The sequence below is a fragment of the Wolbachia endosymbiont of Laodelphax striatellus genome, assembly GCF_007115015.1.
GTDB lineage: Bacteria > Pseudomonadota > Alphaproteobacteria > Rickettsiales > Anaplasmataceae > Wolbachia.
In genome coordinates this window covers 1587898-1600254 of record NZ_MUIX01000001.1, presented here as the reverse complement: position 1 = coordinate 1600254, position 12357 = coordinate 1587898, and the positions used below count along the sequence as shown (strand labels likewise).

13 protein-coding genes and 2 pseudogenes are annotated in these 12357 nt (G+C 35.8%); 14 read left to right on the top strand and 1 reads right to left on the bottom strand.

The annotated features are described in order from the left end of the window. The 9 genes and pseudogenes from BVG17_RS10525 to BVG17_RS07680 all read left to right on the top strand — a co-directional run. Nucleotides 1–625, top strand: a pseudogene (locus BVG17_RS10525) (phage tail tape measure protein); the annotation flags it as partial. A 1-nt stretch (nucleotide 626) separates the two neighbouring features. After that, nucleotides 627–2545, top strand: a 1919-nt coding sequence (locus BVG17_RS07720; RefSeq protein WP_143688945.1) for a phage tail tape measure protein, incomplete at its 5' end; no start/stop codon positions are given. 1 nt (nucleotide 2546) lies between these two features. Continuing rightward, complete coding sequence (locus BVG17_RS07715) at nucleotides 2547–2894, top strand: phage tail protein (protein ID WP_143688735.1); 348 nt, start codon at nucleotides 2547–2549, stop codon at nucleotides 2892–2894. Next, a complete protein-coding gene (locus tag BVG17_RS07710; protein ID WP_096676762.1) occupies nucleotides 2891–3100 on the top strand; it encodes a tail protein X in 210 nt (69 codons plus the stop codon). The genes BVG17_RS07715 and BVG17_RS07710 overlap by 4 nt, the downstream gene beginning before the upstream one ends. Then, nucleotides 3101–3778: a hypothetical protein gene (locus tag BVG17_RS07705; protein ID WP_241654211.1), complete on the top strand. Its 678-nt coding sequence runs from the start codon at nucleotides 3101–3103 to the stop codon at nucleotides 3776–3778. A 473-nt stretch (nucleotides 3779–4251) separates the two neighbouring features. After that, entirely contained in the window at nucleotides 4252–5565 is a 1314-nt protein-coding gene (gene ltrA / locus BVG17_RS07695) for a group II intron reverse transcriptase/maturase (protein WP_143688734.1), read from the top strand. Between the two features lie 242 nt (nucleotides 5566–5807). Further along, nucleotides 5808–5969 carry a hypothetical protein gene (locus tag BVG17_RS09785; protein ID WP_241654210.1) on the top strand — a complete coding sequence of 54 codons (162 nt, stop codon included), beginning with the start codon at nucleotides 5808–5810 and terminating at the stop codon, nucleotides 5967–5969. A 12-nt stretch (nucleotides 5970–5981) separates the two neighbouring features. After that, nucleotides 5982–6518 (top strand): ankyrin repeat domain-containing protein, encoded by a 537-nt coding sequence (locus BVG17_RS07685; RefSeq protein ID WP_143688911.1) that lies wholly within the window; start codon nucleotides 5982–5984, stop codon nucleotides 6516–6518. Nucleotides 6519–6732: 214 nt separating this feature from the next. Beyond that, nucleotides 6733–6954, top strand: coding sequence for a hypothetical protein (locus tag BVG17_RS07680; RefSeq protein WP_143688910.1), 222 nt, complete (start codon nucleotides 6733–6735; stop codon nucleotides 6952–6954). On the opposite strand, the pseudogene BVG17_RS07675 reads toward BVG17_RS07680, so the two are convergent. After that, nucleotides 6955–7239, bottom strand: a pseudogene (locus tag BVG17_RS07675) (phospholipase D-like domain-containing protein); the annotation flags it as partial. Nucleotides 7240–7585: 346 nt separating this feature from the next. Here BVG17_RS07675 and BVG17_RS10060 point away from each other — a divergent pair. The 5 genes from BVG17_RS10060 (at nucleotide 7586) to BVG17_RS07655 (ending at nucleotide 12356) form a co-directional block, all read left to right on the top strand. Continuing rightward, nucleotides 7586–7717, top strand: coding sequence for a hypothetical protein (locus BVG17_RS10060; RefSeq protein WP_255447030.1), 132 nt, complete (start codon nucleotides 7586–7588; stop codon nucleotides 7715–7717). A gap of 34 nt (nucleotides 7718–7751) precedes the next feature. Then, a complete protein-coding gene (gene ltrA / locus BVG17_RS07670) occupies nucleotides 7752–8993 on the top strand; it encodes a group II intron reverse transcriptase/maturase (protein WP_143688863.1) in 1242 nt (413 codons plus the stop codon). 100 nt (nucleotides 8994–9093) lie between these two features. After that, the gene (locus tag BVG17_RS07665; protein ID WP_143688738.1) at nucleotides 9094–9600 is read left to right on the top strand and encodes a phage major tail tube protein; all 507 of its coding nucleotides are present in this window, start codon (nucleotides 9094–9096) and stop codon (nucleotides 9598–9600) included. A gap of 82 nt (nucleotides 9601–9682) precedes the next feature. Further along, the gene (locus tag BVG17_RS07660; RefSeq protein WP_143688737.1) at nucleotides 9683–9940 is read left to right on the top strand and encodes a phage tail assembly protein; all 258 of its coding nucleotides are present in this window, start codon (nucleotides 9683–9685) and stop codon (nucleotides 9938–9940) included. A gap of 109 nt (nucleotides 9941–10049) precedes the next feature. Beyond that, nucleotides 10050–12356 (top strand): phage tail tape measure protein, encoded by a 2307-nt coding sequence (locus BVG17_RS07655; protein ID WP_143688736.1) that lies wholly within the window; start codon nucleotides 10050–10052, stop codon nucleotides 12354–12356. Nucleotide 12357: the final 1 nt, after the last annotated feature.

The window sequence follows — 12357 nt, the reverse complement described above, 5'->3', positions numbered from 1 at the left end:
TCATTTTTATCAGCTACAGTTTTTCCTGCAGTAGTAACAGGACTAAGAGCAATAACACTCGCTATAATGAGTAACCCGATTGGATTTTTAATAGCAAGTCTTGTTACTGGTGCAGCTCTTGTTGTGACTAACTGGCAAAAGGTGAAAGACTTTTTTTCTAGCTTTTTGGAATACATAAAATCACTCATTAAACCTATAGGAGAAGCCTTTTCATGGATAGAAAATACAGTTAGTAGCATATTTGCTAAAAATAGTCCACTGAAAGAATTTGAAAAAAGAAAAAGTATTGTTACTGAAATAAAAGCAGTACATAGTCCCCTAAAGAGTAATATTCTCAACAGTGGAAATCCTTTGCTAGGTAACAGTATAATTAAAGAATTTTCCAATAGAAATCAGAATAGCTTCAGAATCAAAAGCCTTATTGAGGAGAAAAAGTTTACAGAGAGTGATAATGATAAGATATTTGCAAAGAGTAAATTTGAAAATAAAGAACAAAATAAAACTCAGAACATCACTAATAATTATACTATCAGCATTAAAGCAGAGCCAAATCAAGATGTTCATAGTCTTGCAGATGAAGTAATAAAAAGGATAAGAGAAAAGTCACGTGATGTTTTATTTGATANACCAATATAAACTTGGTTCATCTGTTGAAGCGCTAAAAGGTAAGTATGGTAAACTTGGGTCTGCAATACGTAGTCACCAAAGTTTTTTAGCAACCAAAGCACATTTTAAGTCACAAATTATAGAGACTATTGGGCTAGGGCTAACGCTTGCAGCGCCAATTAAAGTTGCTGTTGATTTTGAATCGGCTATGGCTGATGTTGCAAAAGTAGTTGAGTTTAACAAAGAAACAAAGGAAGCTGATAAATTTGTTAAGAAGTTAAAAGAGATGTCACGTACTGTACCATTATTTGCTGCAGAATTAGCACAAATAGCTGCAAGCGGTGGTCAACTTGGTATCAAAAAAGAAGATCTTTTCAAATTTACAGAAACGGTGGCAAAAATGTCTACAGCATTTGATATGTCTGCAGAGCAAGCAGGTGATTCCATAGCTAAACTCTCTAACGTTTATGGAATTGATGTTAGTGAAATGGAGCATGTTGGTAATGTAATCAACCACTTATCAGATAACACTGCTGCTAAAGCAAAAGATATGGTTGAAGCTCTAGCAATAGTTGGTGGTACTGCAAAGCAGTTTGGATTAAAGTTTGAACAAACCAGCAGCTTAGTAAATGCTTTTATTAGTTTAGGTAAACAACCAGCAAAAGCTGCAACTGCTATAAATGCACTGCTTAGCAAACTTCAAACTGCTGAAGGTCAAGGAAAAGAATTCAAAGCAGCACTAGAAGAAATGGGCATAACCGCGGAAGAAATGGTACAAAGGATCAGTGAAAGCGGAGAAGAAACACTACTTCACTTTTTTCAAACTCTAAAGAAAATGGATAATCAGGAACGTTCTACAATCCTTATGAAACTTTTCGGTCAGGAATATCAAGATGATATTGCATTATTAGCTGGAAGTTTTAATAAGTATGAGGATGCAATAAAGTTATTGGCTAATACAGAAAAGTACGGAAGCTCTCTGCAAAAAGAATTCAAAAATCGTGCAGACACTACAGCCAATAAATTAAGACTCCTTCGAAATGCAATAGCTGAAGTTGGTATGAACCTGGGCTCGGTGATGCTGCCTACTTTAAAATTTATAGCTGAATTTTTACAAGAAAAAACTAGATATATAGCAGAGTTTGCAGAAAAATATCCAACCTTAACTACAGCAATCATGGGAACTATAGCAGCTTTAATAAGTTTAAAAATTGTAGCAGTAGGACTAGGATACGGATTTACATTGCTAGGAAGTACGATTTTTAGTCTGAAAGCAAACCTACTTGGAGTATTTTCATTTTTATCAGCTACAGTTTTTCCTGCAGTAGTAACAGGACTAAGAGCAATAACACTCGCTATAATGAGTAACCCGATTGGATTTTTAATAGCAAGTCTTGTTACTGGTGCAGCTCTTGTTGTGACTAACTGGCAAAAGGTGAAAGACTTTTTTTCTAGCTTTTTGGAATACATAAAATCACTCATTAAACCTATAGGAGAAGCCTTTTCATGGATAGAAAATACAGTTAGTAGCATATTTGCTAAAAATAGTCCACTGAAAGAATTTGAAAAAAGAAAAAGTATTGTTACTGAAATAAAAGCAGTACATAGTCCCCTAAAGAGTAATATTCTCAACAGTGGAAATCCTTTGCTAGGTAACAGTATAATTAAAGAATTTTCCAATAGAAATCAGAATAGCTTCAGAATCAAAAGCCTTATTGAGGAGAAAAAGTTTACAGAGAGTGATAATGATAAGATATTTGCAAAGAGTAAATTTGAAAATAAAGAACAAAATAAAACTCAGAACATCACTAATAATTATACTATCAGCATTAAAGCAGAGCCAAATCAAGATGTTCATAGTCTTGCAGATGAAGTAATAAAAAGGATAAGAGAAAAGTCACGTGATGTTTTATTTGATACCATAGACTCCGTTTATTAAAATGTTGTCTCTTGGCCCTTATAAATTTGCTCCAACAAGTTTAAAGTATAATAGAGAAAATCGTTGGAGTACAATTGAGTGTATTGAAAATATACCACTATTACAAAATATCGGTCAAGGTACAGAAAATATAGATTTAGAAGGAACGATTTATCTACATAATCTCAACGGGCTAAATCAATTAAAGAATATGAAAGAAGCTGAAAACCCACATGTTTTAGTAGATAGTTTAGGTAATATTTTAGGACAATTCGTAATTACCAAGTTAGAAGAAAAGCAGATGTATTTTTTACCTAATGGACTACCAAGAAAAGTTGAATTTAGTTTGAGTTTGAAGAGCTATAGATGACTATATATTATTTAGCCAAAGAAGGAGAAATGCTAGATCTGATTTGCTGGAAACATTACGGATTTACGGATGGAGTAGTGGAATTAGTACTAGCAGAGAACTTAGGTTTGGCAGAATACGGAAGCTTTTTACCGGCAGGATTAAAGATAAAGCTCCCTACTATTCAAAAAACAATACAAAAGTCAAAATTGAAGATCTGGGAATAAATGCAGCCAGATTTTATAATAGATAAATGTGAATCAATTAAAGATAGAGTTATATCATTACGCCTTACCGATGAATCTGGGACAATAGACGATGTAGTTGAAGTGTGTGTTGATTACAGAGATGAAAACTTAAATATCCCAGATGAATTGGATATTTCTTTAGGGTATAGGGAAATCGGAGTGACGCCCATGGGTATATATACAGTTAATGAAATTACGGTACAGAGTCCACCTAAAACCTTACTAATAAAGGCTCATGCAACAAATTTAAGACTATCATTAAAGGAGAAAGTATCTAAAGAATGGCATCAAATTACTCTAGGTAACTTGGTTAAGGAAATAGCAGAAAAGCACGGATATGGATGCAAAGTTGCAGAAGAATTTGAAAATGTGTTGATTCCACATATTAACCAAACAGAAGAAAGTGATATAAGTTTATTAACAAAAATAGCAATAGAACGTGAGGCAATGGCAAAGTTAGCTGGCGGATACATACTTTTTATTCCAAAAGGCAGAGCAAAGTCGGCAACTGGAAAAGCTTTAGGAACAACAGCTATTAGACCTCAAGACACGATAAATTGGAAAGTGCATTTTACTGTGAGTAGGTACAACTCAGTGGTTGCAAAATGGCATAGCTATGAAAGAGGTGAAACTATGTGTGCGCCAAGAAGTGCGTAAGGAACAGTTGGTGAAAATCCAACACGGGTAAAGCTTAGCCAGCAGCCTGGAACAAACCATTATGCTGCGTAAGGTAACGAGCGTAGTAAAGCTAATGGAATGGACAACATAGGGTGCAACGAAAGTGAAGGTATTGAGTCCCGTAATTCACGCGTCATGGGGGCCGACACTTTACATTTGGTGGAAGGCAGCATGGGTAATAACGCTAAGGCAAGGTATTACTCACCCCGTCGGGATCGAAGGCCGCGTCATGTGTTGAGAGGGACCTTACGTGAACTTGGGAGATCCTTTGTATTCCTGTAAGGGTACTCTGGAACAAGTCAATAAAGGCGAGGACTGGAGGAAGATGCAAAGGAAGTCGGACTAACTGATAGTACTCGGAGTGTGGGAAAGCCACATACAAGGGGAAGCGGTTAGCAATATAGTGACTGGTATAGGGATTGCTATACCAATACAACAGAGATTGGAGGAGTATGCAAGGAAAACTAAACCAGATAGCAGTAAGGGCTAAGCAAGATAAGCGAGTAAAATTTACATCGCTAGTTCATTTGATTAATGAAGAGAATCTTGCAGAGTGTTACAAGGAACTAAAACGCAACAAGGCTTGTGGTATAGATCGTGTGACAGTGGAAGCTTATGGAGAAAATCTAGAAGAGAAACTTAAAACACTAGTGGATAGTATGAAGAGAAAACAATATCAACCGCAACCAGTGAAAAGGGTATACATACCCAAAGCCGGGAGCAAAGAGAAGCGCGGCCTCGGAATACCATCAACTGAAGATAAGTTGGTACAGGTAATGCTAAAGAAGATATTAGAAAATATTTATGAAGCAAACTTTATGGACAGCTCGTATGGATTTCGACCAGGAAGAAATTGTCATCAGGCGATAAACGCTCTAGATAAAGCAGTTATGCACAAACCAATTAACTATATTGTAGAAGTGGATATCAAGAAGTTCTTTGATAATGTTCAACATAAATGGCTAATGAATTGTCTAAGGGAACGAATAGCTGACCCAAATTTATTGTGGTTAATAAAACGATTTCTAAAGGCAGGAATAGTCGAAGTTGGATGTTATAAAGCAACCGATCAAGGCACACCACAAGGTGGTATAGTAAGTCCTGTATTAGCTAATATATACTTACACTATGTGCTGGACTTATGGTTTGAAAAGAAATTTAAGCCAAAAGCCAGAGGATATATACAGCTAATAAGGTTTTGCGACGATTTTGTAGTTGGCTGCGAGAGGGAAGAAGACACAAAAGAATTTCTAGAATTACTGAAACAAAGACTAAGTAAATTTGGGTTGGAAATAGCTGAAAATAAAACAAAAATAGTAAAGTTTGGTAAGAAAGAATGGTATCAAGCAGAAAGAGAGAAACGTAGGACGGCTAGCTTCAACTTTCTAGGATTTACACATTATTGTGGAAAAAGTCGTAATGGTAAACTTATGATGAAGCAGAAAACTTCAAAAATAAGCCTAGCCAGAAAGATTAAAGAAATCAAAGAGTGGTTGAAGATGGTACGAAGTCGTATCTGTCTCAAAGATTGGTGGCAGAAACTTAAAGCCAAAGTAACAGGACACTATAGCTACTTCGGAGTTAGCGGAAATTATCGGTGTTTGATTCAATTCTATCGACCGATAACAAAGCTAGCATTTAAGTGGATAAACCGACGTAGTCACAAGAAAAGTATGGATTGGGAACAGTTTACATACTATTTAAAAATAAATCCACTACCAAAGCCAAAGATATATGCTTCTTTGTACACAGGAGCACTAGTGTGAACGCTGTATTGTGGAGCCGTGTGCGGGAAATCCGCAAGCACGGTTCTTTTGGGGGGACTATGATTAAGAGACCAAATCGCTGGTTTTCAAGGTCATAAGTCTCTACCAGACCAGAAACAGTTGGCTTTGGTAGCCCAAGTTATACTATACAAACGCTTTACTCTAATGTAGAATCAGCACTAAGTGCAGCAAATGCTAAGTTAAAACAATTAAAGCGAAATAATGCAGTATTGGATGTTACTATGCCTGGTAATCCAGAACTATTTGCAGAGGCAAAACTCAGTTTATTAGGGTTTCATCAAGATATAGACGGTGAATGGATAATTGACAGAGCGGAACATGTGTTAAATAGTTCAGGTTATCGCACTGTGTTGTCAGCATCAACGTTAAAGGAAAATCAGTAAAACAAATGTTTAATGTTGAAAAAAGTATTGAATATGAATAGAGACTCAAGAAATAAGCTACATTTTTGGTGGTTTATAGTAACAGTAGTATGTGTTATTATTACCTATTGCTATACGAAAGCAAAAGCTACAGATAATTATAAAACAATATTGCGGATTGCATCTGAAAATTGTAACTTAGAAATTGCGAAGTTTTCAGTAAAAAATTTATTAGATATAGATACGCAAATTTTTAAACTTACTACACTACATTATGCTGCAGGAGAAGGATGCTTAGAAGTTGTCAAATTTCTGATAGACGAAGGAATTAATGTAAATATTATCAACGGGTATGGAAGTACAGCACTTCACAATGCTGCGTATCGAGGGGATTTAGAAATCATAAGGTTTTTATTGGAGAAAGGTGCAAATCCTACAATCAGAAATAAAGATGGAAAAAACCCAAGAGATGTAGCTGTGCTAAGATCACGGCACAATAAAGATAAACCATACGATGAAATTATACACTTGCTCTATAATGCTGAAAAGGAACACAAATCTGAGCAGTAATATTTCGTAACTGGGAAACAATAGGAAATATTTATACATGTCAAGTTTAAGATAATTTTTTTAGATTGATCCATAAATTACTAACCTTATTACTCAATTTCTAAAATAGTTTTTTCCATTTTCCTTCTTATGCCGCTTGCACTTAACTTGACGCTTATGAACACTACCAAACAAGAAATAATTGAAAGTCTTTTATTATACAATCAGGAAAAGCATGCAAAAACAAAAAATCCCAATCACAGTAATAATAACGATGGTAATACAGACCATAGCAACAATTTGGTGGCTCGCCAAGCTAGACTTACGGGTACACATGCATGATAAATTTATAGAGCAGAACAATGGATTGGCCGTTACGGTATATCGTCTGGAAGAACGGGTAAAGAATCTTTCTGAGGAATTAGATGAATTCAAAGCTAATTTGAAGTACAAGTAATTATTCTTCTACTTTTGGTGTGTAAGCATCAGATTGAGATTGACGATCCTTCCAGTTTTTGATGTATTGCTCGACTAATGGAGGATCTCCTGTTATAATTAGTAGATTCTCAGCGTTTTTTTTCTGTGCGGCGTCAGAGAAATTGAAAGACCCAGTTATGATTTTTTGGTTATCAATAACCATGACTTTATTGTGAGCGATTGCTGGTTTGAAATCAATATAAATCTTAATACCTTGCTCGAATAACTCATTGATGACACTATATTTTGAATGAATTTGCGACTCATGTGTGCCGTAGAAACAAAAGCTACGCAATAGATGAGGGTGGGCCCCTCGGAGCCGGTTTACAAGAGCAGGCTTCAAACAACCATAAGCTGCTTTGGTAAAGAGCCAAGGTAGTGAGCGTTATGGAAAAGGCGCAATTATGCGTCATGTGTGAAACAGAGAGATGAACGTAAGTGAACCATTGAGAAAGTGTCGAAAGGATTTGAAGATGTCAAAACCAGGGACTATGAGTTGACCTGGGAAGAATCTATCGGGAGCTTGTTTACTGGATAGATGGCATCCGGCATAGAGATGGCATGAAGCTGTTTTAGGCTATTGTGTGGAACTACGGGAACCTGTCATTTCGATGATAAGGGAAAAGTTCAAGGAGCTGATCTCTGAGGATGAAAGTACCGATGCGGAAAACAGGGGCGGACCAGCTCGTAGTAGTAAGGAAATTTCTGTAATGGAAATGGAGCGAAGGGGCTGGATTATTTAGTTTTAATTATTTATCAACCGAAAGGGAGGAGTTAATGAATAAAACAAAGTCTTTTGATATACCAAAGCAACTTATTTGGAGAGCTTATAAACAAGTATCGAAAAATAAAGGAGCTGCTGGTGTAGATGATATTTCGATAACAAAGTTTCAAGAGAATCTAAAAGATAATCTGTATAAATTATGGAATCGAATGTCATCCGGAAGTTATTTTCCGGAGTCTGTAAAGACTGTTGCAATACCAAAAGGTACTGAAGGAGGACAAAGAATTTTAGGCATTCCTTCAGTATTTGATAGGATAGCGCAAACAGCCGTTACAATGTATCTTGAACCGTTAGTAGAACCGTATTTTCATAAAGATTCATATGGTTATAGACCAAACAAATCTGCACTGGATGCGGTAGAAACGGCACGAAAAAGATGCTGGTGGTATGACTGGACGATAGATCTTGACATATCAGGATTTTTCGACAATTTGGACCACGAGTTAGCATTGCAAGCTATCAAAAAGTATACAGACTGTAAATGGGTCATACTATACGTTGAAAGGTGGATGAAATCCCCTATACAACTTGCAGATGGCAGTAAGGTAGTTAGGGATAAGGGAGTTCCGCAAGGAGGTTCAGTTAGCCCAATCATTTCAAACATATTTATGCATCATGCATTTGATGAGTGGATGAGACAAAAACACCCAACAATACCATTTGAGAGGTATGTAGATGATGTGATAGTGCACTGCAAAACTAAGAAGCAGGCAGATTTTATGCGAATAGTAATTAAGGAAAGACTGGCACAATTTAAGCTAAGGTTGCATCCTGAAAAGACGCAAATTGTGTACTGTAAGGATGATAGTAGGAAAGGTGAGTTTTCAGCTCAAAGTTTTGATTTTCTAGGATATACGTTTAGACCTAGACTAGCAAAGAACAATAAGCTAACAGTCTCATTTTTACCGGCAATTAGCAATAAAGCCAAGAAAAAGATTACTAAAACGATAAGGTCGTGGAGAATACACCGGATTGTATATACAACACTGGAGGAGATATCGAAGAAGATAGATCCAATAGTCAGAGGCTGGTTTCAGTACTATGGCAGGTTTTATAAATCAGAGATGTATCCATCTCTCAGGAATATAGAGAGATACCTAATAAAATGGGCCAGGACAAAATATAAGAGACTTCGAAAACACGGAAGACTAGCAAGGCAATTTCTAGGAAAAGTGAGAAAGAGGTCTCCAAATATTTTCCATCATTGGACGCTTGGGTTAGGGTCAAAAGGCTAAATAATGGAAGCTGTATAAACCGAGAGGTTTACGTGCAGTTTTGCGAGAGACTGGTGGGGAAGTTCCGCCGGTCTACTCTCCCANAAAATGGGAGAAAGAGATGTTACCGAAGATTTTAAAGAATTTTAATGTATTCGTAGATGGTCGGGGTTATGCAGGAAAAATAGATGAAATAACCTTACCGAAGCTTACCATAAAAACTGAAGAATATAGAGCTGGTGGTATGGATATTCCAATAAATATTGACATGGGCATGGAAAAGCTTGAAGCAGATTTTACTTTTGCAGAATATGATTCAGAACTTTTTAGACTTTTTGGTTTGATAGATGGAAATTCAGTAGCTTTGACGCTAAGGGGCGGATTACAAGGCAGTGGCAGCAATGAGGTTGAAGGAGTAATTATCAACCTTAGAGGCATATTCAAAGAATTTGACTTTGGTAGCTGGAAACCTGCTGAAAAAGCCACTCTCAAATGCACTGTCGCTGCTCATTACTATAAACTTACTATAGGTGGTAATGAGTTAATAGAAATCGATGCTGAAAATATGATTAGAAAGATAAATGGTGTTGATCAGATGGCACTACTTCAAACGGTGCTTGGAATATGAAGATTTTTAGAATTCTATTTTTTAGATGTTGATCAAATAGTTACAACATTTTACAAGATTTTATTTTTTATAGGAAAATTTTATGCAAACTATAACACTAAACAACCCAATAACAGTTGATGGTATTTCTGTCTCAGAACTTACCGTTAGACGTCCAAAAGTTAGAGATTATCTAGCTATTGAGAGACTTAATGGTAGTGATCTAAGTAAGGAAGTAACTTTGACTGCCAATTTGACATCAGTTGCAAAAGAAGCGATTGAAGAGTTAGATATTGCTGATTATGTGAAAGTGCAAGAGGTATTAAAGGATTTTTTTTCACCAATTATCCAAAAAACTTGAGATTAGAAATACTAGTGCTTGGCTCTATCATAGGTGGTGGAGTTGAGCACATTCTTGATATGGAGATTAGTGAGTTTATTTTATGGAGCAAATTAGCTAGGGAGTTCAAATGTCAGTATTATCGATAAAAATAGGTGCGGTACTTGATGGCAGTTTTAATACTGTAATAAAGGGAAGCAGTAGTCAACTTACTCGTCTTGGTGAGAATATAAGAAAGCTTGACTCATCTTTAAAATCAGTATCAAAGTTTAAGCAGTTAGGTCATGATGTTTTGACTAGCAAGAGGTCATGGAAAGGCTTTGAAGATCAGGTAAAATCTTTAGCTAAACAAATGAAAGCGATAGAGAAACCAAGCAAAACTTTAAAAGCAGAATTTGACAAGGCTAAAACCTCCGCAATAAAAGCAAAAGAAGCATATTTGAAAAAGAGAGATGCTTTGCATTCATTTAATGAAGAAGTAAGGAAAAGTGGCAGAAATATTAAGTCATTAGTAAGTGACCAATATAAACTTGGTTCATCTGTTGAAGCGCTAAAAGGTAAGTATGGTAAACTTGGGTCTGCAATACGTAGTCACCAAAGTTTTTTAGCAACCAAAGCACATTTTAAGTCACAAATTATAGAGACTATTGGGCTAGGGCTAACGCTTGCAGCGCCAATTAAAGTTGCTGTTGATTTTGAATCGGCTATGGCTGATGTTGCAAAAGTAGTTGAGTTTAACAAAGAAACAAAGGAAGCTGATAAATTTGTTAAGAAGTTAAAAGAGATGTCACGTACTGTACCATTATTTGCTGCAGAATTAGCACAAATAGCTGCAAGCGGTGGTCAACTTGGTATCAAAAAAGAAGATCTTTTCAAATTTACAGAAACGGTGGCAAAAATGTCTACAGCATTTGATATGTCTGCAGAGCAAGCAGGTGATTCCATAGCTAAACTCTCTAACGTTTATGGAATTGATGTTAGTGAAATGGAGCATGTTGGTAATGTAATCAACCACTTATCAGATAACACTGCTGCTAAAGCAAAAGATATGGTTGAAGCTCTAGCAATAGTTGGTGGTACTGCAAAGCAGTTTGGATTAAAGTTTGAACAAACCAGCAGCTTAGTAAATGCTTTTATTAGTTTAGGTAAACAACCAGCAAAAGCTGCAACTGCTATAAATGCACTGCTTAGCAAACTTCAAACTGCTGAAGGTCAAGGAAAAGAATTCAAAGCAGCACTAGAAGAAATGGGCATAACCGCGGAAGAAATGGTACAAAGGATCAGTGAAAGCGGAGAAGAAACACTACTTCACTTTTTTCAAACTCTAAAGAAAATGGATAATCAGGAACGTTCTACAATCCTTATGAAACTTTTCGGTCAGGAATATCAAGATGATATTGCATTATTAGCTGGAAGTTTTAATAAGTATGAGGATGCAATAAAGTTATTGGCTAATACAGAAAAGTACGGAAGCTCTCTGCAAAAAGAATTCAAAAATCGTGCAGACACTACAGCCAATAAATTAAGACTCCTTCGAAATGCAATAGCTGAAGTTGGTATGAACCTGGGCTCGGTGATGCTGCCTACTTTAAAATTTATAGCTGAATTTTTACAAGAAAAAACTAGATATATAGCAGAGTTTGCAGAAAAATATCCAACCTTAACTACAGCAATCATGGGAACTATAGCAGCTTTAATAAGTTTAAAAATTGTAGCAGTAGGACTAGGATACGGATTTACATTGCTAGGAAGTACGATTTTTAGTCTGAAAGCAAACCTACTTGGAGTATTTTCATTTTTATCAGCTACAGTTTTTCCTGCAGTAGTAACAGGACTAAGAGCAATAACACTCGCTATAATGAGTAACCCGATTGGATTTTTAATAGCAAGTCTTGTTACTGGTGCAGCTCTTGTTGTGACTAACTGGCAAAAGGTGAAAGACTTTTTTTCTAGCTTTTTGGAATACATAAAATCACTCATTAAACCTATAGGAGAAGCCTTTTCATGGATAGAAAATACAGTTAGTAGCATATTTGCTAAAAATAGTCCACTGAAAGAATTTGAAAAAAGAAAAAGTATTGTTACTGAAATAAAAGCAGTACATAGTCCCCTAAAGAGTAATATTCTCAACAGTGGAAATCCTTTGCTAGGTAACAGTATAATTAAAGAATTTTCCAATAGAAATCAGAATAGCTTCAGAATCAAAAGCCTTATTGAGGAGAAAAAGTTTACAGAGAGTGATAATGATAAGATATTTGCAAAGAGTAAATTTGAAAATAAAGAACAAAATAAAACTCAGAACATCACTAATAATTATACTATCAGCATTAAAGCAGAGCCAAATCAAGATGTTCATAGTCTTGCAGATGAAGTAATAAAAAGGATAAGAGAAAAGTCACGTGATGTTTTATTTGATACCATAGACTCCGTTTATTAAA

Bases quoted from the DNA above. Each gene is read 5' to 3' on its own strand.
- BVG17_RS07715 (WP_143688735.1), top strand. From the start codon at position 2,547: ATGTTGTCTCTTGGCCCTTATAAATTTGCTCCAACAAGTTTAAAGTAT.
- BVG17_RS07710 (WP_096676762.1), top strand. From the start codon at position 2,891: ATGACTATATATTATTTAGCCAAAGAAGGAGAAATGCTAGATCTGATT.
- BVG17_RS07705 (WP_241654211.1), top strand. From the start codon at position 3,101: ATGCAGCCAGATTTTATAATAGATAAATGTGAATCAATTAAAGATAGA.
- ltrA (WP_143688734.1), top strand. From the start codon at position 4,252: ATGCAAGGAAAACTAAACCAGATAGCAGTAAGGGCTAAGCAAGATAAG.
- BVG17_RS09785 (WP_241654210.1), top strand. From the start codon at position 5,808: ATGCCTGGTAATCCAGAACTATTTGCAGAGGCAAAACTCAGTTTATTA.
- BVG17_RS07685 (WP_143688911.1), top strand. From the start codon at position 5,982: ATGTTGAAAAAAGTATTGAATATGAATAGAGACTCAAGAAATAAGCTA.
- BVG17_RS07680 (WP_143688910.1), top strand. From the start codon at position 6,733: ATGCAAAAACAAAAAATCCCAATCACAGTAATAATAACGATGGTAATA.
- BVG17_RS10060 (WP_255447030.1), top strand. From the start codon at position 7,586: ATGATAAGGGAAAAGTTCAAGGAGCTGATCTCTGAGGATGAAAGTACC.
- ltrA (WP_143688863.1), top strand. From the start codon at position 7,752: ATGAATAAAACAAAGTCTTTTGATATACCAAAGCAACTTATTTGGAGA.
- BVG17_RS07665 (WP_143688738.1), top strand. From the start codon at position 9,094: ATGTTACCGAAGATTTTAAAGAATTTTAATGTATTCGTAGATGGTCGG.
- BVG17_RS07660 (WP_143688737.1), top strand. From the start codon at position 9,683: ATGCAAACTATAACACTAAACAACCCAATAACAGTTGATGGTATTTCT.
- BVG17_RS07655 (WP_143688736.1), top strand. From the start codon at position 10,050: ATGTCAGTATTATCGATAAAAATAGGTGCGGTACTTGATGGCAGTTTT.